The sequence below is a fragment of the Flavobacterium sp. genome (assembly GCF_043722275.1).
In the GTDB taxonomy this organism is placed as follows: domain Bacteria; phylum Bacteroidota; class Bacteroidia; order Flavobacteriales; family Flavobacteriaceae; genus Flavobacterium.
This window is the reverse complement of the sequence record NZ_JAYSPC010000150.1, coordinates 44,903-68,581: the sequence shown is the minus strand read 5'-3', so window position 1 is coordinate 68,581 and position 23,679 is coordinate 44,903. Positions and strand designations below refer to the sequence as shown.

Below are 23,679 nucleotides of genomic sequence, written 5' to 3'. Positions count from 1 at the left end.
ATTTTTCTTCTGATTAAAAAAGAAGGTTCCAACTAATAAAAACCCAACAATACTGGCCGCGATATAAAGCCATCTTTTTTTCGAGGCTTGTAGTGAGCGAAGTCGAACTACTGGTTTTTTTTCTTCAGCAACACTCAACATCGCATCTAATCGATCCCAGGCTTTATCGCTTGGTTCTATTTTGCGTTGGTTAAGTTTTTCACGGAAATCCTTTTCAAAATTATTCGGTTCCATTATCTTGTTTTTTTAAAATATTAATCTGTGTTTGCAGCATTTTTCTGGCGTGCGATAATTGTGATTTTGATGTTCCTTCATTAATTCCTAACATCTTTGCAATCTCATTGTGTTTGTATCCTTCGATGGCGTATAAATTAAAAACCATTTTATATCCGTCCGGCAAAGCATCTATTAAAAACTGAATCTGATCTATTGAAAACTGGCTGTCAATTGCATTGAAACTTTCTTCTGTATAAATCTCATCTTCGGCAAACTTTACTTTTTTCTGAACTCGTAAATACGATATACATTCATTTACCATAATCCTGCGAATCCAGCCTTCAAAACTTCCTTTATGTTCAAATTTGTTTAAGTTGGTAAACACTTTCATAAAAGCTGTTATCATTACATCTTCGGCAAGTTGAATGTCCTTTATATATTGTCGGCAAACACTCAACATTTTTGGAGAAAATCGACTATAAATTTGCTGTTGCGCTTGTCGATTATTTTCGACAGCCAACTTTATAATTTCAGTTTCTTCCTGATGTAAATGAATAATTTTCATTTATAAGCTTTTGTTTTTGGGTTACTAACAGTCTTCTATTAGCATAGACGAGTATGGTTGCAAAATGGTTGCATGGGAAATAAAAAAAATCAAAAAATAAATTCCAAATTCCAATATAAAAGAGAGATCGACTGATTTACAACCAAGTAAAACAATTATCAAATTATCTAATTAGCAAATTATCTAATTATTTCTTTCTCTCAATAACGTAATTCACCATTAAAATAAGGGCGGCTTTAAACTCAGAATCGGGGAAATTCTGTAATAGCGAAAGTGCTTCCTGCTGGAATTCTACCATTTTATTTTCGGCGTAAGCCAAACCATTATTGTCTTTTACAAAAGTAATGACATCTTTTACGCGTTTTTTGTCTTTATTGTGGTTTTTGATGGAGTTTATCAACCACTTTTTTTCTTGCGGAGTACAAGTATTCAAAACATGAATTAAAGGCAATGTCATTTTTTGCTCTTTAATATCGATTCCGGTTGGTTTACCAATAGCTTCTTCGCTATAATCGAATAAGTCATCTTTGATTTGAAAAGCCATTCCGATAAGCTCTCCAAATTTACGCATATGTTCTACCTTTTCATCATCGTCAATTACTGATTTTGCGCCTAGAGCACAACAAGCAGCAATAAGTGTTGCGGTTTTCTTGCGGATGATTTCGTAATAAACATCTTCGGTAATATCAAGTCTTCGTGCTTTTTCTATTTGAAGTAATTCTCCTTCGCTCATTTCACGAACGGCGACAGAAATGATTCTAAGTAAATCGAAATCGCCATTATCTATAGAAAGCAATAATCCTTTTGACAATAAATAATCTCCAACTAAAACGGCAATTTTGTTTTTCCAAAGCGCATTGATAGAGAAAAATCCGCGACGACGATTACTATCATCGACAACATCATCATGTACTAAAGTTGCGGTATGAATAAGTTCAATTACTGATGCTCCACGATAGGTTCTTTCGTTTACAATACCACCAGAAACCATTTTTGAAGTTAAAAAAACAAACATCGGACGCATTTGTTTTCCCTTTCGGTTTACTATATAATAGGTGATTCGGTTCAGTAAAGCGACCTTTGAAGTCATCGATTCATGGAACTTTTTTTCAAAAAGTTCCATCTCGTTAAAGATGGGCTGTTTTATTTGAGAAGTAATATTCATTTCGTTCCCAAATATACTATTTTAAATAAAAAAACGTTGTATATTTTAGGTTAGTATATGAATAATTTATAGAATTATTATAAAACAAACCAAAAGCATTCCGGATTTCAAGCCTAATTTGAATTCATTATTTAAAAGCCAAAAACTATTTGAGCTTTTTAATTGACGTTTAAAATAAGAATCCTTTTTGCCCAAAAAAAGCATTAATAACAAGAGTAATTCTCGTTTTTAATGCTTTTTGTTTATTTGCAATTTAAATGTAATTCGGTTTATAAGGATGTGTAGTCCCTGCGGGCAATGTCATTAAGTTAAGCTTTTGACTAGCCTCCAGCTTCAGCTGGAGGTGTTTAATATGCACAATAAGTGGCTTTAGCCAAATCACACATTTTTGGCTAAAGCCATTCAGATTGATTTTATATAAACTCCAGCTAAAGCTGGAGGCAATTCAAAACTTACACTTTGCTTGAAAATATAGTTTGAAAAATCTTAATTTAATGACATTTCCCTACGGACATTTTGAATTTTATATCATTTTTTCTACCAACATTTAATGCCTAACGGAATAAATTAAAAATATGATTTAAATAAACATTTCAACATTATGTCGCGGAGAGACTATATATTGGTAGAAAAAATATTAGTCACACGTTTCTTTGTCCTGTAGGGACTAAACAAAATGCAATTTATCCTTCTTTATTGGCTAATTGTCCGCAAGCGGCATCTATATCTTTTCCGCGGCTGCGACGTACTTTACATACTACTCCAATGTTCTCCAATGCTTTTATATAAGCCATAATAGACTCTTCTGAAGCTTGTTGAAATTCGCCGTCGTCAATTGGGTTATATTCTATTAAATTGACTTTACAAGGCACATATTTACAAAATTTCACTAAGGCATCAATCGAAGCTTTATCATCGTTGATTCCTTTCCAGACTACATATTCGTATGAAATTTTATTCTTGGTTTTTTTGTACCAATATTCTAATGATTCTCTTAAATCTGCTAGTGGAAAGTTTTTACTGAATGGCATTATTCGCGCACGAATTTCATCAATCGCAGAATGCAAAGAAACTGCCAATTTGAATTTCACATCGTCATCGGCCATTTTTTTAATCATTTTCGGAATTCCTGAAGTCGAAACCATAATACGTTTTGGCGACATTCCTAAACCTTCGGGAGATGTAATCATATCAATGGCTTTAATGACATTGTTATAATTCATTAAAGGCTCTCCCATTCCCATAAAAACAATATTAGAAAGTGGATGATTGTGATACAAACGACTTTCTTTATCAATTGCAATTACCTGATCGTAGATTTCTCCCGGTTCCAAATTTCGCATTCTTTTTAAACGTGAAGTAGCGCAGAAATTACAATCTAAACTACAACCAACCTGACTTGAAACGCAAGCTGTGGTTCTGGTATTGGTAGGAATCAAAACAGATTCTACTACTAAACCATCATGTAAACGAACGGCGTTTTTTACTGTTCCGTCGCTGCTGCGCTGCATTGTATCAACTTTTATATGATTGATTACAAAATTATCTTCCAACATAGAACGGGTTGATTTTGCAACATTTGTCATGTCCTCAAAACTATGTGCTCCTTTGCTCCACAACCATTCATAGACCTGATTTCCACGAAAAGCTTTGTCATTATTAGCGACAAAAAAATCGCGTAACTCGTCTTTTGATAGGGCTCGTATATCTTTTTTCTCAATTTGCATGGCGCAAAGTTACTACTTTTTTTCTTAAAATTTCTGATGATGTACTGAGGCTTAGTGCCTGTAAATACTTGTTTTTTATTTTTGGAATTGATTAATTTTCTTTAGAACATGCCCAGAAAAACCTATTGTAATAATTATAGTTGTTTTATAATTTCTCAACAATGACTTTTATCATACTCTTTGTTCCGTGTTCACGATAAATTTGATCTCAGAAACAAGACAATCTTTTATTATAAAACTAATTGAATTATAGTTTCCCTTATTCCAAAAAAGAACTAAATACCACATCAAATGAAAACAACTAAATCAATTTTATTGACAGTGATTTTAATAACATTGTCATTACAAACAAACGCTCAAAGAAACTATACTCTGGCAAAATCAACTTTTGAGGTTGCAGGAACTTCAAATGTGCATGATTGGGTAATGAAATCTTCTGAAGGAAGTGGTATTGCTAATTTAACTGTTATAGATTCTAAACTATCTGATATAAACAACTTAACTATTACACTGCCGGCAGAAAGTATCAAAAGCAGTAAAACGAGCATGGATGACGTGGCTTATGAAACGCTGGATACTAAATCACACAAAAACATTAAGTACGTTTTAAAATCTGCCAATAAAGTAAACGAAACAACCTGGAATTTAATTGGAACTTATACTATTGCCGGAATCAGCAAAGAGTATAAAACTCAGGTAAATGTAACGGCTAATAATGGCAATTTTATTTTGAAGGGATCTAATCAAATTACTTTTGCTGATTTTGGTATGTCTCCTCCAACAGCGGCTCTTGGAGTTGTAAGAGCAGGAAAAGAACTGGCGCTAATTTTCAATATTACTTTAAACGATTTTAGCATGAAGGGATCTTTGACTCAAAATTGATCCATACAAATTTAAAACAACAAAATAAAAAAACAGCTATTTGATAATTATCAAATAGCTGTTTTTTTTATTGATCTAAAATGAAAACGTTGTAGTTATTAAATACGAATTTAATAAAATTTTAACAATGATTATTATCATACAAATCTCATGATATCAGCGATAAATTTGAATAAGATAATAAAGCGCGCGATTAAAATTGAATTCAAAAAATTGTACCACTTCTATAAATAATAGTAAAAATGAAATCACAAAAAATTAGAATATTCGCCTTCATCATTTCCTTTTTAGGGATGACCACATTTGCAACTGCACAAAAAAATTATACGCTGGATAACAAATCTACATTCTCGGTTTTAGGAACATCAACCTTACATGATTGGGAAATGAAATCAGCTTCAGGAACGGGAACTGCAAACTTGACTATCGCAAATGCTAAACTTATAGATATTGAATCTTTATCCATAACGCTTTTAGCAGAAAGCATTAAAAGTGAGAAAAAAAGCATGGACAAAGTAGCGTATGAAACTTTAAAAACCGATAAAAATAAAAATATAAAATACGTCCTTAAATCTGCAGAAAAAGTAAACGAAACTACTTGGGAATTAACCGGAAATTATACTATTGCGGGAGTTAGCAAAGTCCTCAAAACAACTGCAAAAACAACCGTTACAAAAGATGGATTAACAATGCAGGGATCAAATAAAATCACTTTTAATGATTTTGGAATGAAATCTCCAACCGCTTTGTTAGGCACTATAAAAACAGGTCAGGATTTGACCTTGAAATTTAATTTAAACTTTAATTTATTATAACCATGAAAAAAATCTATCTTCTGTTTATAGCATTAATAAGCACGATTGCTGTAAATGCACAACTTAGCTTTGGGCATATCCAGAATCAGGTTCCTCGTGATCAAAGAGCCCTAAATGTATTTGATGTTCAAAAAGACACAACCGCTTATAAAGGTATTAGTGTTGACTTAGGTGGTGCATTTGCATTACAATTTCAAGCTATAAATTCGTTCAACGATCAAGGAAATTTAACTGGTGCAAACGCTGGCTACAGATTAAACAATCTAACTAATGACTTTAATTTACCAAATGCTAATATGACAATAGGCGCGCAATTAGCAGATGGTGTCCGTGTAAATTTAGACCTTTATCTTGCTTCAAGACACCACCATGAAACCTGGGTTCAGGGAGGATATTTACAAATTGACAAATTAGATTTTATTAAAAAAGATCTTCTTGAAGATGTGATGAAATATACTACCATCAAAATTGGTCAAATGGAAAATAATTATGGTGATGCACATTTTAGAAGAAGTAACAACGCTTATACCATAACAAACCCTTTTATTGGCAACAATATCATGGATGCCTTTACTACCGAAATGGGAGCTGAAGTATACTATAACAGAAGCGGTTTTGTAAGTATGATTGGAGTAACAAACTCTAAATTAAATCAAAACGTACAGGAAGTTATTCCTGGAATGCCTACTGCAATTGCTCCGGATCAAAATACGACTATTAGCCCCACTATTTTAGCCAAATTAGGGTGGGACAAACAAATTGACAGCGATTTAAGAATCAGACTTACAGGATCTTATTATCATACAGCAAATTCTAGCGGAAATTTATATTCTTCTGACAGAGCTGGAAGCCGTTTTTATAGTGTCATGACGCACGCCGGAACGATTGGTTACCCAAGCGCAAATATTTTAGATTCTGAAACTAATAAAGATACCGGTCGGTTTAATCCTGGATTCGGGAACTGGGCTACATCGTACATGGTAAACCCGTTTGTAAAATATAAAGGTTTTGAATTTTTTGGTACTTTAGAATTTGCTTCGGGAGGTGATTATAAAGGAACAGATGATACTCGTAATGTCAACCAATATGTTGGAGATTTAGTATATCGTTTTGGAAGCCATGAAAATTTATATGTAGGCGCTAAATACAATTTAGTCGACGGAAAGCTTAAAAATACTGATACTGAAGCTGTGCAGGTAAACAGATTTGAAGCTGCTGCAGGTTGGTTTATGACTAAAAATATCCTTGCAAAACTTTCATATGTGCAACAGAATTATAAAAATTATCAGCAATTTGGTAACGTAGGCGGAGTTTCAATGCCAAATGATTTCTACGGAGGAAAATTTGAAGGATTAATGTTTGAAGCAACAATTTCATTCTAAAAAAAATGAAAACGAGATTTTTAATCTTAATTATGGGTTTAGCAATTTTCTTTTTTTTGGGAAGTGCTAAACCCAATTTTTTAGCAGAAGATACAACTTTGATAATAAATAAAATTAAAATAGAAATTAACGGACTATCTACTGTTGGCAAGTATAACTGTTCAAATACTTTTACTATAAAAGATACGGTTTACTTAAACTCAAATAAAAAAAACACTTTTAAAACCGAAATTAAAATGTCAAATTTTGATTGCGGCAACAAAATAATGACCAAAGATTTACAAGGTACTGTGAAGGCAAAAAAATTCCCGAATAGTATCGTTTGCATAACAGATATAAAACCGAACGGTAAAAACTACAAATGCAATCTGAACTTTTTTATAACTGATAAAACACTCAAATACAAAGATTTTATATTAAACAATACCGATGATAAAATTCAGGGAACCCTTAACCTGAAATTTTCGGATTTAGAATTAGAAGCTCCTGTAAAAATGGCTGGTTTAATAAAGGTGAAGGATGAAATTGTAATCAATTTTAGCTTATATAAAAATTAAAATGGATTCACCTTTGATGCAATTCAAATCTCTTTTCCATCATTTTGATTGCTAATAAAATGTGTTGAGATCTTTTAAGTCTGAAAAAAAATTATATCCAGTATTTTAAAATGATAATTTGTGGCACGAGTATTGTCTTGTCCTGAAATGAAAAGTAATCTTGCAAAGAGCTCAATCATTTTAAAATGTGTATCTTTATTTTTCAGCTTTATAACCTTTAAATTTTATCAACCTAAAAAAAAATCATTCATTATGAAAAAACAAATTTTAAGCTTAGCTGTTATCGCTTTATTAGCGTTCGCTGTTCAATCATGCGAGAAAAAAGAACCAAAACCTGCAGAAGATGAATTAACTCTTGGAAACAAAGTTGATACGTTAACTACAGATATTGAACAAGCAAAAGACAGTGCTGTTATTAAAGCCGAAAATGCCGCTGCAAAAGCTAAAGCAGCATCTGAAAATGCTGCGCAAGATGTAAAAGATGCTACCACAAAAGCTGCTGACGATGTAAAAGATGCAACTAAAAAAGGAGCTCAAAAAGTAGAAAATGCTGCCAAAGCTGCTAAAGACGGAACTGTGAAAACGGCTAAAGACGTTAATGAAGCTTTAAAAAAATAATTCTGTTAGAATTTAGAATTGAAACCACTCGTTGCGACGGGTGGTTTTTTTTATGCAAAAAAGTGAAGCAATATTTTTTGTATTTTTACATTTAAATTTAGAAGATTATATATGCATTTTATATCACCAGAACTAGAAGATTATATCGAACAGCATTCTGAAAATGAACCAGAATTATTAGCAAAACTAAACAAGGAAACGTATCAGAAAATACTTTTGCCTAGAATGTTAAGCGGACATTTTCAGGGTCGCGTTTTAAGTATGCTGTCTAAATTGATTCGTCCGGTAAATATTCTTGAAATTGGAACTTATACAGGTTATGCAGCTTTGTGTTTGTGCGAAGGAATGCAGCAAAACGGTCAATTACATACTATCGATATTAAGGAAGAATTACTTGATTTTCAACGTAAATATTTTGATGCATCACCTTGGGGAAAACAAATTTTTCAGCATTTAGGTGAAGCGTTAGATATTATTCCAAATCTGAATGTAAAATTTGATTTGGTTTTTATTGATGCCGATAAGGAAAATTACCTGAACTATTGGGAAATGATTGTTCCGAAAATGAATAAAGGCGGAATTATTTTATCTGATAATGTTTTATGGAGCGGAAAAATCCTTGAACCTGTTCAACCAAATGACATTAGTACAAAAGTACTTTTAGAATATAATCTACTTTTGAAAAATGATCCAAGAGTTGAAACGGTTTTATTACCAATTCGTGATGGATTGACGGTTAGTCGGGTGCTTTAAAAAAAAGCGCTAAGTTTCTGAGGTACTAAGATGCTAAGTTTTTAGTAATAATTACATAAATTGATTTCAAAATGAATGCTGCAAATCAAATAAATTCGGAAGGTTTTGCAATTATAGACAATGTATATTCTGAAGATGAAATTAAAAAACTGATTTCTTTAATTGAGAATATTACGGAGAATAAAACCGAAAATTCCACTTTTAGAAAATCTCAGGATTTATTTGCTATTAGGCAATTTCACAAAGAAATTCCTGAAACTTTGCCTTATATTTTTAATGAAAAATTAAATGATATTATAGTTTCCACTTTTGGAAAAGGATATTTTATAACAAAATCTATTTATTTTGATAAACCGGAAAAATCAAATTGGTTTGTAGCTTATCATCAGGATTTAACCATATCTGTGGATAAAAAAACTGAAATTGAAAATTTTGAAAACTGGACTACAAAACAAAATCAATTTGCGGTTCAGCCTCCAATAGAAATCCTGAAAAACAATTTCACTATAAGAATTCATATTGACAAAACGACGAAGGATAATGGCGCTTTGAAAGTTATAAAGGATTCACATTCAAAAGGAATTTTCAGGGTTGAAAATCTTGAAACTGAAAACGAAACAATTTGTGAAGTTGAAAAAGGCGGTATCATGATTATGAAACCTATACTCTTTCACGCTTCAAATAAAACTACAAATAACGAAAGAAGAAGAGTGATTCATATTGAATTTGGCAATCAACAACTTCCTGAAGGTTTAGAATGGAGCGAAAAGACGATTGTTGAGAATTAAATTCTATATTCATTTCAAATCTGAATTGCCTGATTTAGCTGGAGGAATATAATTTAATAGAGAAATGGATTTAGCCGAAATCATTGCGTATTTTGGCTAAAGCCGTTTTCTATGGAACTTCAATTTACCTCCAGCTAAAGCTGGAGGCAATTCAAAAAAAATATAGTCGAAATGACATAGCACAAAAAAAGAGACTCTAATAGAATCTCTTTTTAGTATAATTTCATTTAGAAAACGTTATTTCAAATTATGTAGTTTTTCTAAATATTCAATTTTATCTTTTTCAACCTGCACCAAACGTTCATAAAGCTCGACAACTTTATCAAGCGGATTAAACGTTGGCTGATACTGAACATTTGAATTCATTGATGCATTATCATGATTATTAATTGTATTACCAATAATATTGAAAATTGCTTCTTCAGAAAAATTTTTGATAGCTTCAACAGTTACACCAAGAACTTTTGCAATTTCAATTAATTTTTCATCATCAATTGTTTCGCTGTTTTCAATAGCCGAAATAGCTTGCTGATTTGTTCCCAAAGCTTGCGCCAATGCTTCTTGCTTCATATCTCGAAGTTCACGAATACGGCTAATTTTTCGCCCTATATGATTTGGTTTTGTTAGTGTGCTCATAATTCAAAGATAATGATTAAGTGTAATAACAGCAATATGTAAAAAACATATTAGCAATGTATGATACTGACAAAAATACAATTTTTCGGACAAGTATATTTTTATTTATATTTTAAAGCATAATCTTATCATTTTAACACAAGGATAAATAACACAAGTAGCTCGACAAAGATTAAGGATATTCGCTGCGGAGTTACCAGTGTGATTTCTCATTCTTCGAAATGACAAACAAATTGAAAATTATTAAAACTTGATTAAATGCCTCCAGCTTTAGCTGGAGGTAAATATGATGATATCAAAAAAGGCTTTAGCCAAACGCAATGTTTGGCTAAAGCCTTTTTTGATTTTTTATCTCCATCTAAAGCATCAGGCGATTGAAAAATACTAACACTAGTTCAGCAGTTCATCTTGTCATTTCGAAGAATGAGAAATCCCACTAGAAACTCCGCAAAGATAAGCGACACTGTGTCGATTCTGCACATGAGATTTCTCCTTCGTCGAAATGACAAACCTAATCTAAAAACAATTGTCCTAGCCCAGATAGAAGTGTAAATCCTTTTATGCCGGTCCCGAGGCTTCGGGAGGCATTAAAGATTGAAACGGAAATAGCTTCTGAAAATTATCCCGGAAAATATTGTGGTTTTAGTTTTCTATATACCAAATAAAGTAATGATCCAAAAATTGCTCCAAAGAAATAACCGGTAAGAATGTCTCCAGGATAATGTAATCCTAAGTAAATACGGCTATAAGCGAAGATTAAAGGCCATAAAAACAAGAATCCTAAATATTTGAAATGGCGTTTTAGAACTAAATATAAAAACGTTGCTACGGCCATTGTATTTGCGGCATGTCCTGAGAAAAAACTATATGATTTTCTAACCTGAACAACACGTATAATCGTATTGATATCCGGATTATTACAAGGGCGTAAACGCTGAAATGTATATTTAAACAAATTGGTTATCTGATCTGTAAAAGCTAGTAAAACCGCTATAAACAGTAAGACATATAAGGTTTGTTTTGCGCCTATTTTTTTATAAATAAGATAAAACATCAATAAAAAAAACGGTGTCCAATTTAGCTGACTGGTAAGTATAAGCCAAAATTGATCGTATTTTTCAGAACCTAAACCGTTAAGATATATTAAAAGACTGGTGTCTAATTCCTTTATGTTTTCAAGCATTATAGTTGGCGTTTTACAGGTCCTGAGATAGTATCAATATCTTCTTTTACTTTATCGATTTCTGTGGCTGTATCACCTAACAAATTTGAAGTTAAATTTGCATTATCTCCTAATAAGTTTGTTTTGGCTTCATTAATCTGAGCATTAATATTTCCGGTAATACTTGTCAAAGAACTATGGTCAAGACCATTAGCCTCTGCTCCTTTGTGTATTTCACTTTTAATATCGTTGGTCGCATTTTTCAATTGTGCCATAGCTTTACCCATTGTACGAGCAATTTCAGGCACTTTATCTGAACCAAAAAGCATAAGTACGATAAATAATATAAAAACTAGTTCTCCTCCTCCTATACCAAACATATCTTTTATTTTTGTGTGCCACAAAGATATTAAATTTTGTAGCTGAGAGTTTTAAAATTTACTTAAAAAAAAAGACTCTTTTCAGAGTCTTTAAGGTGTGTATTAATCAAATTTTGACTTTACTTCTACTTTTGGCCATGAATTGTTGGTCACATCAATATCGGCAGTCATTAATTTTGGATCTATTTGTATGCTTTTTATGGCTTTTGAAGTTGCATAAACTTTTTTAGCGGTATCATTATTTTTTCTCCAGATTTGAGCCGGATATTGGTAATTATCTTTTGTACCGTCTTCATAAGTTATTTCAACAAGAATTGGCATAATCATTCCGCCTGGCTTGTTGAACTCGACTTCATAGAAATATTTAGGCGATTTTAATTCTGATTTTTCCTCAGCAGTAAAAGTCTGATCTACATAATCTGCTAATGGTTTAATATCTTCTACTTTTAACGGTTTTTTGCTTGAAGCGCTAACTTCAGCATTATCTCCGGAAACTAAATAAACGAACGGTCCTTTCTCTAAACCAAAACGTCCTTTTTTCACTTTTACATCTTTAAGATCTGCCGTTGGCGTTTCAGAAACATAATATTGTTTTACATCCTTGATTCCTATATCTACGAAATCAGTTGAATAAAACCATCCTCTAAAAAACCAGTCTAAATCAACTGCCGAAGCATCTTCCATAGTTCTAAAGAAATCTTCAGGAGTCGGGTGCTTGAATTTCCATCTGTTTGCGTATGTTTTAAAGGCATAATCAAACAATTCTCTTCCCATTACTACTTCTCTTAAAATATTAAGTCCTGTTGCAGGTTTTCCGTAAGCATTATTTCCAAATTGCTGAATCGTTTCAGAGTTTGACATAATTGGCTCTAAAAACTTTTGATCTCCGCTCATGTAAGGAACGATATTTTTTGCCGGTCCGCGTCTTGAAGGGAAAGTTGGATCTAATTCCTGTTCTGCCAGATATTCTAAAAATGAGTTTAAACCTTCATCCATCCAAGTCCATTGACGCTCGTCTGAGTTTACAATCATTGGAAAAAACGTGTGTCCAACTTCGTGAATCACAACACCAATCATTCCGTTTTTAACTTCTTTACTTGTTTTTCCGTTTTCATCAGGACGACCAAAATTCCAGCAAATCATAGGATATTCCATCCCTTGGTCTTCTGCCGAAACTGAAACTGCTTTTGGATAAGGATAATCGAATGTATGCGATGAATAGCTTTTTAAAGTATGTGCAACAACCATTGTTGATGTTTCTCCCCAAAGCGGATTTGCTTCTTTTGGATAAACAGATTCTGCCATCACTACTCTATTGCCCATTTTTACTGCCATTGCATCATAAATGAATTTTCTTGAAGATGCGATTCCAAAATCACGTACATTTTTAGCGCTGAATTTCCAAGTTTTTTTCTTTTCCGAAAATCCTTTTTCTGTTACTTCTGCCTCAGCTTGTGTAACAATTACAACGGGTTTATCAAATGATTTTTGGGCTTGTTCGTAACGTTTTACCTGTTCTGGTGTAAAAACTTCGCTTCTATTTGTCAATTCTCCTGTAGCGTCAATAACGTGATCTGCGGGAACTGTAATATTTACGTCGAAATTTCCAAAAGGCAAAGCAAATTCTCCGCCTCCCCAAAATTGCATATTCTGCCAGCCTTCAACATCGTTGTAAACCGCCATTCTTGGATAGAACTGGGCAATTACATATAATTTATTGCCGTCTTTTTCGAATAATTCATAACCTGAACGTCCGCCTTCTTTTCTGTAATTATTAATATTGTACCACCATTTTATTGCTAATGAAATTTTTTCACCTGGCTTTAATGGCGTAACTAAATTGATACGCATCATGGTTTCATTGATGGTATATGACATTGGATTTCCTTTTGAATCCTTTACAGTTTCAATATTAAAACCGCGCTCTAAATTCTTTTTCAGGTATTTAGTCGAAAATCCTTCAAGTGGTAATACCTGATTTATTTTTTCTCCTTCGGCTAATGATGTTTGGGTATTGGCTTTTGCCTGATTTTGATCTAACTGAATCCATAAATATTCTAAACTATCCGGTGAATTGTTTGAATATGTTATTACTTCAGCACCGCTTAATTTTGAATTTTTATCGTCTAATTCAATATCAATTTTATAATCTGCCTGTTGTTGGTAATATGCAGGTCCGGGAGCTCCGGATGCGGTACGAAACATATTAGGTGTTGCTAACAAATCATACATTTGACTGAATTTGTTAGTATCGTACTTTCCTTGTTGTCTTGGAGCAACTGTTTTTTCCTGAGCGAGCAATATTGCAGGAAAAATCAATAATAATGAAAGCTTTTTCATAAATTTTTAATGGTAATTTGAGTCAGGGTGTGAAAATAACAATTAAAACCATAATTGTATGTTTTAATTAATACTTTAACACTTCTTTCCTTGAAGATTCTGTAAAGAGAACGCTCTTTTTTGTGCCAAATGCTGAAATATGTGTAATGTTTTGCTGTTCGGAATTCCAATCTACTAAAATAGTATTTGAGATTTCGATTGTTTTGAATTTATCGATTTCTTTTATTCGGGAATAACATACTAAAACATCATTAGATTCTACTTCTTTAGATAAAAAAGTGATGGGTTTTGACTGACCGTTTATTTTTATTGTAAAATTTTCAGCAAGATATTTTTTCAGCAAATCAACATCTGTCTGAGTTTCCTTATCGGTTCCTACGAATGTTTTTTGATGGTATTTCTTTTCCATTCCATTATTCAAATCATCGATAAAGATTCTCGAAGTAATTTGAATCATTTTTTTCTCGGCCGCATAATTGACCTGAAAAACTCCCATGTAAAATTTATGGAATGCAAACGATGAAAGCGATAAAAATAATATCCCAATTAAGGGATATATTACTTTTGTTTTCATTTTTTATTCGTTTCGATTTTTTTAAACTCTTTGTTTTTATTTATCATGAAATCTATCAATTCAAACTTTTCTTCAGGTTTAAGATATTTCTTAGATTCAGCATCGTTAGAACAATACAGTAAAAACAAATCAATCTCATCTGGTTTCAATCCTAATGTTTTACTAAAAAAGTCAGGTGTAAAATTATCTTTAGAATATTCTACAAAAGCAATATCACTGATAACATCTTCTTTTACATCGTCATTTTTCTTCAGCAGTTTTTTGACATCTTTAAATATTCTCACAAAATCAGTTCCGTATTTAATAGTCTGATCAGAGTACATTACATTATTTTTTGCCGTAGATTGTTTATCATCTTCAAATTGCATATCAACAATACTTTGCGACCCGCCTTGTAATGATTTTACTTTAAGATCTTTATGAACTAAAACCTCTTTTAACTCGATATTCACCAAATCTAATGGCACTGAAAAAAGTATTTCGGCACAATCTTTTTCTGTTAAAACCACTTTTTTAGATTGAAATGCCAAACCTGTAAATAACAAAGTATCTTTAGGTCTTGCCATAATATCAAACAATCCGTTTACACCAATAAAAGTTCTGGCGTTGGCATTAATATTCATCACATAACCACTTTCTATAGCCAGTGATTTATTTACTACTTGTCCATGTAATGGCTTCCTTGAATTATTTTGTCCCAGCGCAATCTGGCAAAATAAGCACACAACGAGTATTCCTAGTTTATTTTTCATTTTCGAGAATTGTTAGATATTTCCTTGCTAAATCTGTTATTAAAAACATACTCATTGTCTTGTTCTTAGTATTCAAAGATAAGGCAAAATCAGCATCATCTACACAAAATAATTGAAATCCTTTGATGTCTGGAACAGGAATTTTCAATCTTTCAGTATAATAATTCTCCTCAAAAAGATATTCTAATTTATGAAAAAGCATCTCCTTTTTCTCCACATTTACCTCTTTTTTAAGCATTGCAGTTCGTCCGGAAATTTTATTAAGTAACTTATCTACAGAGGTTGAAGTTGCTGTATAGACTTTCCGTTCTGCCGGAGTATATTTTTTTTGACCGGCCGGAATTATCCCTAAATTTTCAGCTGTTATATTCGCATTTTCATTTACAATCACTTCTTTCAATTCAACCGCTTTTGCCGTCATTTTAACAACAATTGAAACAGAATTTAAATCTTCGACCGTAATTCGGCGTTTCACCGGATCTAAATTAACTGCCGAAAAAACCAGAACATCGCCTTCTTTTACCACAATAGAAAACATCCCGTTTACATCTGAAACAGTTGTAACCTGAGTGGTATTATTAATGATATTTACTCCTTCAACATTTGAGGATTGTTCAAATATTTGACCCGTAATTTCTTTTGAATCACTTTTTTGACCAAAACTTATCTGAACGATCAATAAAAGGATGATTTGTAAAGCGCTATTTATTTTCAAGTTCAATTATTTCTTTATATTTTACAGCTAATTCTCCCAACAGAAACTCTGTTGAAGTTTTGTTTTTAGAATTTAAAATTATTGTGAATTTATCATTATCAACTGCATAATATTCAAATCCTTTTACATATTCTAACGGAATTTTTAATCGATTCACAAAATGATCCATTGTAAACATACGTTCTAACATTTTCATAAAAAGCTCTTTTTTCTCTACCGCAACCTCTTTTTTAAGCATTGCCGTACGTCCTGAAAAAAAGTTCAGTAAAGGATCTGCAGAAATTGATCCTCCTGCCATTGTTCCTGCATTTGCCGTTGGGTTTAATGCTGTTGCTGTGTGCAATTTTCTTTCGGCCTCAGTATATTTTTTTTGATCACCAGGAATTATCCCCAATGAAACCGCGTTAATACCACTATAATTCCTGACAATTACTTCTTGCAATTGATGCATTACCATAATTAATTTTATAGTAAAATTCAAATCCGAAAAGTTTTCGTGCGTTAGCAAAACTCTGTTTTCCTTGAATTGTATAGATGAAAAAATAAGCATTTCACCGGGTTTTGCTGCAATAGTAAATGCTCCGGAAGCATCTGTCGTAGCCATCGCCTCTGTTTGCGCATTAACAACATAAACACCATCCAAATCTGAAGTATTTGACGTTATTCGTCCGTTTAAAACAGCACGATCCTCAATTTGGGACCACGCGGTTTGAGTCATAGCAACAAGCAGAATAAATACAACTTTATTAATCAAAATAGGAAAAAATTAGTTTTGTTCTTAAAAATGTAAAAATATCTTAATGTACTCCAAATTTAGTATTAAGGACTTGGTAAAAATATGTTAATTAAACCCAATTTATCGGTCGGAAAATAAGGTGTTTTTTATATCTTTAACCTCAACAATCTGAGTTAAATTTTTATGAAAAGTATTATCATTGCTAGCACTTCTACTTTGCACGAAGGCAGCTATTTAGAGTATTTATTACCTACTTTAAAAACCCATTTCCAAAATTGTAAAAGCATCTTATTTATTCCATTTGCGCGTTCAGGTGGTATTTCGCATGACGATTATACTGCAAAAGTTGCGCAGGCTTTTGCGTCAATAAATATTGAGGTAAAAGGAATCCATGAATTTGAAAGTGCCGAAAATGCCATAAAAAATGCAGAAGGAATTTTTACCGGCGGAGGAAATACTTTTTTATTAGTTACTCAATTGTACAAACATAATATTATGCAATTGTTAGCTGAAACAGTGAAAAACGGAACTCCTTATTTAGGAACCAGTGCCGGAAGTAATATTTGCGGTTTATCAATGCAAACTACTAATGATATGCCTATAGTTTATCCTCCAAGTTTTCAGACTTTAGGATTAATCCCATTCAACTTAAACCCTCATTATTTAGATCCGGATACGCAATCTAAACATATGGGCGAAACGAGAGAAACAAGAATTAAGGAATTTCACGCCTTTAATGCTATTCCGGTTTTAGGCTTAAGAGAAGGAAGCTGGCTTGAAGTAAAAGGAAATAAAATTACTTTAAAAGGAAGTTTACCTGCTCGTTTATTCAAACAAAACGAACGCCCTGTTGAATTAGAAACAGAAAGCGACTTAAGCCAACTAAAATAAAAAAAAATACCATTAAGAAATTAAGTTATTAAGCCTCGAACTTAACTTTTCTTAATTTCTTAATGGTTCAAATAAAAAACTTTCATTTAATTTATTACAAAAACAAAAAATCCTCAAACAAATTGTTTGAGGATCTTGAAGAGCGAAAGACGAGGCTCGAACTCGCGACAACCAGCTTGGAAGGCTGGAGCTCTACCAACTGAGCTACTTTCGCATTAACAGGGTGCAAATATAAATAATTAAATGGTTTAAAAAAATAAATTTCAATAATTATTTAACTTTGATAAAAAAACCGAAACAATTAAGTTCCGGTTTTTAGAGCGAAAGACGAGGCTCGAACTCGCGACAACCAGCTTGGAAGGCTGGAGCTCTACCAACTGAGCTACTTTCGCATTACTGGTGCAAATATAAAAATAAAGTTAAGTTCAAAACAAGCTTTTTCGCAAAAAAAATCAATTAAAATCAACATTAATTTATAACTTATTTAAAACTAAAAAGTTATAGAGCCAATTATTTTTCAAAAATCAGGAATATTATTAAGAAATCCACTTAAATCAAAAACTTATAGCGTTCATCAAGCTGTTCTAACAAAAAGAAAACCTCCTGAAAGCTCTATCTTCGATGATGAACTGCCTAAAAACAACGCATAACAACGGTTTATTTGATAATGAAAGTTTAATAGGAATTATTTCGTAATTCAATAAAATCAATACTATATTTGCGGAGCAGAATCAAGCTCAAATTCGTGAGATGGCAGTTTTAGAAACGCATCAAAAAAACGGATTTGTAAAAGCTGAGTCAAGCATTGTGAAACCTACTGCAATGCTAACAAAGTTGATTTGATTTGGTTTAACGCCAGAACCGCAGCTGTAGGTCTTTATAAAAAATGGATTACCACCCCCCAGGTGAATCATTGACATTAAAGACATTGGTGAACATTATATAATGTTTAAAAAAAATTATAGAGAATGAATAAACTTTACTTTTTATTGGTAATATGCATTTTTGTTGGTTGTAAAAAAGATACGCCAAAAATTCCCGTGGTAAAAAAAACCACTCCTGCAATTATACTTACTGACGAGAGAAAAGTACAAATTGATACTACTCTTATAGGTACTTTTAAAAGTGAAACTCTGAAACAATTTTATAATTCATCTGAAAATAAAACTGTTTGGGGAAATCTAAAAAAGAGAACCTACGTTTTAGCGCAATTATCAAAAGCCGAAGAATTAGGTCTTAATCCTGAAGATTATAAGGCTTCAAAGCTTAAAAAGTTCGAAGAAAAAATTAGTAATCTTAGTGATGCTGATCTTTCAACTTATGATATATTGCTTACTTATAATTTCGAAAAATATCTAAACCATCTTTATAAAGGTAAATTAGATCCTAAAAAATTATATGGAGACTGGGATTTAGAAGAGAAAACTTTTGATGTTAATAATGTACTTATTAAGGCCTTTAATAAAAACAAATTAGACAGCGTTGTTGACAATATTCAGTCAAAAGCTTCTACTTACAAGCAATTATTAAAAGCACTTGAAATCATCAATACTTTTCCTGATGACGATATCAAAAATATAGAATCTGTAAATAAAATAACTTTACATGATACAAATTCGGTTTTGATCAACATTAAAAAAAGGCTTTTATTCTGGAAAGATATGTCCGGAAAAGATAGCCTGACGAAGATTTACGATCAAAAAACTTTTGAATCTGTAAAGAAATTTCAGGAAAGACATGGTTTAGCTTCTGATGGCGTTATTGGAATTGGAACTATAAATGCTTTGAATTATTCGAAAGAAAGAAGAAAGCAACAAATTATTGCCAATTTAGAACGATGGAGATGGTATAATAATGATTTGGCCGAAAACTATTTCATTATAAACATTCCTGATTATAGTTTGAATGTTGTAGAAAGCCAGGATACTACTTTAGTAAGGAATATTGTTGTGGGAACGAGCAAAAGAAAAACACCTATTATTACATCAATACTTAAAACGGTTGTTTTTAACCCAACATGGACAGTTCCGCCAACAATCCTGAAAGAAGATGTTGTTCCTGCAATGAAACGCAACAGGAATTATCTAGCGCATAAAAACATTACTATTTATGATACTTCCGGCAATGTGGTTGAACCAAATGCATGGAACGAAAATAAGCCGGGGAATTATCGTTATGTACAAAGCCCTGGTTATAATAATTCATTGGGATTAATGAAAATTTTATTCCCAAATCATCATAGCGTTTATTTGCATGATACCAATCATCGCAATTATTTTGTGAGAAACAATCGTTCTCTGAGTTCGGGATGTGTGCGTATTGAGAATCCTTTAGAATTAGCGGAACATATTTTAGATGATTCTGAAAAATGGTCAAAAGTCAGAATCGATACTATAATTGCTTCTAAGAAAACAACCAGCGTTAAAATCAAAAAAAAATATGCTTTATATCAATGGTACTGGACGGCTTGGAGCAAAAAAAATCAGCTCTTGTTCAGAGCTGATATTTATAATCTGGATTCGGATTTGTATTCTAAATTAAGAAATTAACTTAGATTCCATCATAAAACTTCTTGAAGGATGGTAGATGTACAAACACGATTTGTTTTTTATTAATTCAATTATTTCATTTGTAAGCTCAACCGGCACTGCAGGACAACCCTGACTTCTGCCTAACCTTTTATGATCTCTGATAAAAGATTCAGAAACATAATCTGCACCATGAAGCACAACGGCTCTTTCGCGGGCATGATCGTTAACACCTCTTTCTAATCCGTCTAAACGTAAAGAAGCTCCGTGTTTTCCCTGATAAACTTCACCAGTTGCATAAAAACCTAAACTGCTTTTAAAAGATGAATTTGAATTTGAAAAATCAGATGCAAATTCTTCTCCGGTATTTCTGCCGTGAGCAACTAAGGAATTTAATAAAATAGTGTTTGTTGATAAATCAATTACCCAAAGACGTTTGATGTTTGATGACAAACTAAAGTCAATAACAGTTAAAATGTCTTTTTGAATAACTCCTTTTTCTCTCAACAAATAAAACCCTTTTAAGGCTTCAGAAAAAGTTCTAAGTTCTGGTAAATTAAAATTGTTAGGATTTAATGCGTTATAAATAGTTTCAATTTTAGCTTCGACAGTTAAATTTTCAACCTTAGCAATGGTCTTTGTCGATACTTTTTTAAGCTCAGGAGTGTTATTTGAATCTTTACCAAAAGATAATAGCAAAAACACTAGAAGTGGATAAATTTTGTAAATCATTGAATTTCTTTAGGTTAATAATAAATTTGGGTTCGACAAAAGTATAAAAATTTGTAGGTTGTCAAAATATATAGCTGAAAATCAGGCTTTTTTTGCTAAAAATTTAACATAATTAACATAAAACGATTATTTCTGTAAGATTTTTTCTTCTGTCAAAAAACTTAACGTTTATACCTATTTTCTTAATAAAAATTAAAATAAATGGTAATTTTGAAACTTAAACTGTAACAAATAGAACAAAAAACTGTCTATTTTATTGTACCTTTTAAGAAATTCATGAAAAAAATAGTCTTTTACCTCCCTCTTTTGATCACACTCTGGAGTTATGGCCAGAAAAAAGTTTTACAGTCTCAATTTATTACTGAGAATATTTCTATTGACGGAAAACTAGACGAACCTGTCTGGAACAGCGCTGCAATAGCCACAAATTTTGTAATGTATCAACCTGATAACGGAAAACCAATTCCAGAAACTCAAAAAACTGAAATCAAGGTTTTATACAACAATGACGCTATTTATATTGGTGCGTTAATGCATGACAATGACCCTAATAAAATTTTAAAAGAAATTTCCCAGCGTGATAATTTTGGAACCGCAGATCTTTTTGGCGTTTTTATAAATGGTTTTAATGACGGTCAGCAAAACTTTGAATTCTTTGTGTCAGCGGCTGATGTGCAAGGCGATTGTATTATGACAGATGCAAATGGCGAAGATTACTCCTGGGACGCTGTCTGGATAAGCAAAGCTACTTTGACTGATAAAGGCTGGACAGTAGAAATAAAAATCCCATATGCTGCATTGCGCTTTTCAGCAGAAGACAAACAAACGTGGGGAATTAATTTTTTCAGGGAAATAAAACGAGATCGTCAAAAATATACGTGGAATTTAATTGACACGAAAATTGGAACATTCACACAACAAAATGGTCTTTTAGAAGGTATAGAAAATATCAAACCTCCTACCCGATTATTTTTAATGCCGTACGCTTCTTTTTATTTAAATGCTGCCGATGGTCAAAAAACATATGGCACAATTAAGGGCGGAATGGATATTAAATACGGTATCAACGATGCATTTACTCTTGATGCTATTTTGATTCCTGATTTTGGACAAACAAAATATGACGATCAAATTTTAAATCTTGGTCCGTTTGAGCAGCAATTCAATGAAAACAGAAGCTTTTTTACTGAAGGAACTGATTTATTCAATAAAGGAAATATGTTTTATTCGAGAAGAATTGGTGGCCGACCTTCGACTGAACCAACTTTAAACGATAACGAAGAAATAATCGAGGAAGTTCAAAATGTAAACCTCATCAACGCTTTAAAAGTTTCAGGAAGAACGAAAAAAGGTTTAGGCGTTGGGATTTTAAATGCGGTTACCGAAAAAACTTTTGCAACGATAAAAGATACTATTTCGGGCGAAACCAGACGTGAAGTTGTTGAACCTTTAACTAATTATAATGTATTGGTTTTAGATCAGCGCTTTCGAAAAAACTCTTCCGTAACGCTTATTAATACAAATGTAACCCGAAACGGAAATTTCAGAGATGCAAATATTACAGGATTAGTCTGGGATTTAAACACAAAAGCAAATACTTACAACTTATCCGGAAATGTAAAATACAGTTTAATTAACGATACAACGGATAAAAGTGGTGTTTTTAGCACTTTGAGTTTTGCCGAAACTACCGGTAATTATCGTTATAGCGTGGGATCTGATTTTGTAACTAAAGATTTTGATCCAAATGATCTTGGAATTAATTTTTATACTAATTATTACAACTTCTACGGAAATGGAAATTACAGAATCCTAAACCCAACGAAACTTTTTAATACTTTTAAAATTGACTATAATATGTATGCTGAGTTCAACAAAGAATCAGGAAAAATACAGGAAAACAACATTAGTACAGAGATTAACCTTTCAACAGTAAAAAACAATTATTACGGATTAGGTTTCACATTTTTCCCTTTACAATCCAATGATTATTATGAACCAAGAGCCGAAAATCGCTATGTTATAATTCCGAGGAAAATAGAAGTATGGGGAAATATTTCGACTAATTACAATAAGAAATTTGCTTTGGATTTAAATCCTTCTATTATTTTTACTGATGAAGCGGGACGAATGGCTTATGGTTTCGACATTGGTCCGAGATATCGCTTTAACGATAAACTTTTATTAACATATACTTTTACTTATAACAGAAAAAACAATAATAAAGGTTATATCGACAGTATTGATGCTGACGATAATAAAAACACTCCGGAAACTATTGTTTTTGCCAATAGAAACGTAATTACATATTCAAACACCTTATCCGGAAAATATGCTTTAAACAGCGCGATGACCATTAATTTAGCTGTTAGGCAATATTGGTCTTTTGCAGAAAACAAAGAAAATCTTGAACTTCAGCAAAACGGAACTTTAACTGCTTACGCAGCATATACTGAAAATAAAAATTCGAGTTTTTATTCCTGGAACACAGATTTATCTTATTCGTGGTGGTTTGCTCCGGGAAGTCAGCTTTCGGTTTTATATCGAAATAATGCTTCTAATTTTGAACGTATAATTGACAAAGAATTCAAACATAATGTAACCGGACTATTAAACAATGATGCATTAAAACACATTTTTTCAATAAGCATGAAATATTTTATTGATTATAATGCTGTCAAAAATAAGGTTAGAAAGCGAGCATAGCGTGAATTAATTCTAAAAAATAAACACTTATATAATTAAATCAATATTTTTTAATACGC

Annotated in this window: 22 protein-coding genes, 2 tRNA genes and 1 pseudogene; 10 read left to right on the top strand and 15 right to left on the bottom strand. The window is 32.1% G+C overall.

All coding sequences use genetic code 11. The annotated features are described in order from the left end of the window. From ACHZDT_RS18165 to rlmN, 4 genes and pseudogenes are all read right to left on the bottom strand, one after another. A pseudogene (locus ACHZDT_RS18165) lies at nt 1–234 on the bottom strand (hypothetical protein); the annotation flags it as partial. Next, entirely contained in the window at nt 221–781 is a 561-nt protein-coding gene (locus tag ACHZDT_RS18160) for an RNA polymerase sigma factor (RefSeq protein ID WP_394776087.1), read from the bottom strand. The gene ACHZDT_RS18160 and the pseudogene ACHZDT_RS18165, both read right to left, overlap by 14 nt. Nucleotides 782–968: 187 nt before the next feature. Further along, nucleotides 969–1,946, bottom strand: a complete 978-nt coding sequence (locus ACHZDT_RS18155) for a polyprenyl synthetase family protein (protein ID WP_394776086.1) — start codon at nt 1,944–1,946, stop codon at nt 969–971. A 683-nt stretch (nt 1,947–2,629) separates the two neighbouring features. Beyond that, entirely contained in the window at nt 2,630–3,673 is a 1,044-nt protein-coding gene (rlmN, locus tag ACHZDT_RS18150; protein WP_394776085.1) for a 23S rRNA (adenine(2503)-C(2))-methyltransferase RlmN, read from the bottom strand. 291 nt (nt 3,674–3,964) lie between these two features. Here rlmN and ACHZDT_RS18145 point away from each other — a divergent pair, with 291 nt between their 5' ends. The 7 genes from ACHZDT_RS18145 (at nt 3,965) to ACHZDT_RS18115 (ending at nt 9,468) form a co-directional block, all read left to right on the top strand. Continuing rightward, nucleotides 3,965–4,555, top strand: coding sequence for a YceI family protein (locus ACHZDT_RS18145; RefSeq protein WP_394776084.1), 591 nt, complete (start codon nt 3,965–3,967; stop codon nt 4,553–4,555). 242 nt (nt 4,556–4,797) lie between these two features. Then, nucleotides 4,798–5,370: a YceI family protein gene (locus tag ACHZDT_RS18140; RefSeq protein ID WP_394776083.1), complete on the top strand. Its 573-nt coding sequence runs from the start codon at nt 4,798–4,800 to the stop codon at nt 5,368–5,370. Nucleotides 5,371–5,372: 2 nt separating this feature from the next. Continuing rightward, complete coding sequence (locus ACHZDT_RS18135; protein ID WP_394776082.1) at nt 5,373–6,752, top strand: hypothetical protein; 1,380 nt, start codon at nt 5,373–5,375, stop codon at nt 6,750–6,752. A 5-nt stretch (nt 6,753–6,757) separates the two neighbouring features. Next, complete coding sequence (locus tag ACHZDT_RS18130) at nt 6,758–7,309, top strand: hypothetical protein (RefSeq protein WP_394776081.1); 552 nt, start codon at nt 6,758–6,760, stop codon at nt 7,307–7,309. Nucleotides 7,310–7,561: 252 nt separating this feature from the next. After that, complete coding sequence (locus ACHZDT_RS18125; RefSeq protein WP_394776080.1) at nt 7,562–7,927, top strand: hypothetical protein; 366 nt, start codon at nt 7,562–7,564, stop codon at nt 7,925–7,927. A gap of 111 nt (nt 7,928–8,038) precedes the next feature. Next, complete coding sequence (locus ACHZDT_RS18120) at nt 8,039–8,680, top strand: O-methyltransferase (RefSeq protein WP_394776078.1); 642 nt, start codon at nt 8,039–8,041, stop codon at nt 8,678–8,680. A 71-nt stretch (nt 8,681–8,751) separates the two neighbouring features. Continuing rightward, nucleotides 8,752–9,468 (top strand): phytanoyl-CoA dioxygenase family protein, encoded by a 717-nt coding sequence (locus tag ACHZDT_RS18115; RefSeq protein WP_394776076.1) that lies wholly within the window; start codon nt 8,752–8,754, stop codon nt 9,466–9,468. 237 nt (nt 9,469–9,705) lie between these two features. Here the strand turns inward: ACHZDT_RS18115 and ACHZDT_RS18110 are convergent, their stop codons facing one another. The 8 genes from ACHZDT_RS18110 to ACHZDT_RS18075 all read right to left on the bottom strand — a co-directional run bounded on the left by ACHZDT_RS18110 (nt 9,706) and on the right by ACHZDT_RS18075 (nt 16,781). Further along, a complete protein-coding gene (locus tag ACHZDT_RS18110; protein ID WP_394776075.1) occupies nt 9,706–10,104 on the bottom strand; it encodes a helix-turn-helix domain-containing protein in 399 nt (132 codons plus the stop codon). 619 nt (nt 10,105–10,723) lie between these two features. Next, on the bottom strand, nt 10,724–11,287 hold the full coding sequence (locus tag ACHZDT_RS18105) for a phosphatase PAP2 family protein (protein ID WP_394776074.1): 564 nt from the start codon (nt 11,285–11,287) through the stop codon (nt 10,724–10,726). Further along, on the bottom strand, nt 11,287–11,646 hold the full coding sequence (locus ACHZDT_RS18100; protein ID WP_394776073.1) for a twin-arginine translocase TatA/TatE family subunit: 360 nt from the start codon (nt 11,644–11,646) through the stop codon (nt 11,287–11,289). The genes ACHZDT_RS18105 and ACHZDT_RS18100 overlap by 1 nt, the downstream gene beginning before the upstream one ends. 102 nt (nt 11,647–11,748) lie before the next feature. Further along, a complete protein-coding gene (locus ACHZDT_RS18095) occupies nt 11,749–13,986 on the bottom strand; it encodes a M1 family metallopeptidase (protein ID WP_394776071.1) in 2,238 nt (745 codons plus the stop codon). Between the two features lie 67 nt (nt 13,987–14,053). Continuing rightward, nucleotides 14,054–14,560, bottom strand: coding sequence for a DUF6702 family protein (locus ACHZDT_RS18090; protein WP_394776069.1), 507 nt, complete (start codon nt 14,558–14,560; stop codon nt 14,054–14,056). Continuing rightward, a complete protein-coding gene (locus ACHZDT_RS18085; RefSeq protein WP_394776068.1) occupies nt 14,557–15,312 on the bottom strand; it encodes a hypothetical protein in 756 nt (251 codons plus the stop codon). Before ACHZDT_RS18085 ends, ACHZDT_RS18090 begins: the two co-directional genes overlap by 4 nt. After that, nucleotides 15,302–16,027 (bottom strand): carboxypeptidase-like regulatory domain-containing protein, encoded by a 726-nt coding sequence (locus ACHZDT_RS18080; protein WP_394776067.1) that lies wholly within the window; start codon nt 16,025–16,027, stop codon nt 15,302–15,304. The genes ACHZDT_RS18085 and ACHZDT_RS18080 overlap by 11 nt, the downstream gene beginning before the upstream one ends. Then, nucleotides 16,014–16,781, bottom strand: a complete 768-nt coding sequence (locus tag ACHZDT_RS18075; RefSeq protein WP_394776066.1) for a hypothetical protein — start codon at nt 16,779–16,781, stop codon at nt 16,014–16,016. The genes ACHZDT_RS18080 and ACHZDT_RS18075 overlap by 14 nt, the downstream gene beginning before the upstream one ends. A gap of 165 nt (nt 16,782–16,946) precedes the next feature. Here ACHZDT_RS18075 and pepE point away from each other — a divergent pair, with 165 nt between their 5' ends. Next, complete coding sequence (gene pepE, locus ACHZDT_RS18070; RefSeq protein ID WP_394776065.1) at nt 16,947–17,654, top strand: dipeptidase PepE; 708 nt, start codon at nt 16,947–16,949, stop codon at nt 17,652–17,654. 141 nt (nt 17,655–17,795) lie between these two features. On the opposite strand, the gene ACHZDT_RS18065 is transcribed toward pepE, so the two are convergent. Beyond that, nucleotides 17,796–17,868, bottom strand: a tRNA-Gly gene (locus ACHZDT_RS18065). Between the two features lie 105 nt (nt 17,869–17,973). After that, nucleotides 17,974–18,046 (bottom strand) — tRNA-Gly (locus ACHZDT_RS18060). Nucleotides 18,047–18,622: 576 nt separating this feature from the next. Here ACHZDT_RS18060 and ACHZDT_RS18055 point away from each other — a divergent pair. After that, the gene (locus ACHZDT_RS18055; protein WP_394776063.1) at nt 18,623–20,203 is read left to right on the top strand and encodes a murein L,D-transpeptidase; all 1,581 of its coding nucleotides are present in this window, start codon (nt 18,623–18,625) and stop codon (nt 20,201–20,203) included. Here the strand turns inward: ACHZDT_RS18055 and ACHZDT_RS18050 are convergent. Beyond that, complete coding sequence (locus tag ACHZDT_RS18050; RefSeq protein WP_394776062.1) at nt 20,192–20,914, bottom strand: murein L,D-transpeptidase catalytic domain family protein; 723 nt, start codon at nt 20,912–20,914, stop codon at nt 20,192–20,194. The genes ACHZDT_RS18055 and ACHZDT_RS18050 overlap by 12 nt on opposite strands. 276 nt (nt 20,915–21,190) lie before the next feature. Between ACHZDT_RS18050 and ACHZDT_RS18045 the strand changes: the two genes are divergently transcribed. Then, a complete protein-coding gene (locus ACHZDT_RS18045) occupies nt 21,191–23,620 on the top strand; it encodes a DUF5916 domain-containing protein (RefSeq protein ID WP_394776061.1) in 2,430 nt (809 codons plus the stop codon). The last annotated feature ends 59 nt before the right edge of the window (nt 23,621–23,679 follow it).

Coding starts and splice junctions, on each gene's coding strand:
- ACHZDT_RS18160 (WP_394776087.1), bottom strand. CDS start 781: ATGAAAATTATTCATTTACATCAGGAAGAAACTGAAATTATAAAGTTG.
- ACHZDT_RS18155 (WP_394776086.1), bottom strand. CDS start 1,946: ATGAATATTACTTCTCAAATAAAACAGCCCATCTTTAACGAGATGGAA.
- rlmN (WP_394776085.1), bottom strand. CDS start 3,673: ATGCAAATTGAGAAAAAAGATATACGAGCCCTATCAAAAGACGAGTTA.
- ACHZDT_RS18145 (WP_394776084.1), top strand. CDS start 3,965: ATGAAAACAACTAAATCAATTTTATTGACAGTGATTTTAATAACATTG.
- ACHZDT_RS18140 (WP_394776083.1), top strand. CDS start 4,798: ATGAAATCACAAAAAATTAGAATATTCGCCTTCATCATTTCCTTTTTA.
- ACHZDT_RS18135 (WP_394776082.1), top strand. CDS start 5,373: ATGAAAAAAATCTATCTTCTGTTTATAGCATTAATAAGCACGATTGCT.
- ACHZDT_RS18130 (WP_394776081.1), top strand. CDS start 6,758: ATGAAAACGAGATTTTTAATCTTAATTATGGGTTTAGCAATTTTCTTT.
- ACHZDT_RS18125 (WP_394776080.1), top strand. CDS start 7,562: ATGAAAAAACAAATTTTAAGCTTAGCTGTTATCGCTTTATTAGCGTTC.
- ACHZDT_RS18120 (WP_394776078.1), top strand. CDS start 8,039: ATGCATTTTATATCACCAGAACTAGAAGATTATATCGAACAGCATTCT.
- ACHZDT_RS18115 (WP_394776076.1), top strand. CDS start 8,752: ATGAATGCTGCAAATCAAATAAATTCGGAAGGTTTTGCAATTATAGAC.
- ACHZDT_RS18110 (WP_394776075.1), bottom strand. CDS start 10,104: ATGAGCACACTAACAAAACCAAATCATATAGGGCGAAAAATTAGCCGT.
- ACHZDT_RS18105 (WP_394776074.1), bottom strand. CDS start 11,287: ATGCTTGAAAACATAAAGGAATTAGACACCAGTCTTTTAATATATCTT.
- ACHZDT_RS18100 (WP_394776073.1), bottom strand. CDS start 11,646: ATGTTTGGTATAGGAGGAGGAGAACTAGTTTTTATATTATTTATCGTA.
- ACHZDT_RS18095 (WP_394776071.1), bottom strand. CDS start 13,986: ATGAAAAAGCTTTCATTATTATTGATTTTTCCTGCAATATTGCTCGCT.
- ACHZDT_RS18090 (WP_394776069.1), bottom strand. CDS start 14,560: ATGAAAACAAAAGTAATATATCCCTTAATTGGGATATTATTTTTATCG.
- ACHZDT_RS18085 (WP_394776068.1), bottom strand. CDS start 15,312: ATGAAAAATAAACTAGGAATACTCGTTGTGTGCTTATTTTGCCAGATT.
- pepE (WP_394776065.1), top strand. CDS start 16,947: ATGAAAAGTATTATCATTGCTAGCACTTCTACTTTGCACGAAGGCAGC.
- ACHZDT_RS18055 (WP_394776063.1), top strand. CDS start 18,623: ATGAATAAACTTTACTTTTTATTGGTAATATGCATTTTTGTTGGTTGT.
- ACHZDT_RS18050 (WP_394776062.1), bottom strand. CDS start 20,914: ATGATTTACAAAATTTATCCACTTCTAGTGTTTTTGCTATTATCTTTT.
- ACHZDT_RS18045 (WP_394776061.1), top strand. CDS start 21,191: ATGAAAAAAATAGTCTTTTACCTCCCTCTTTTGATCACACTCTGGAGT.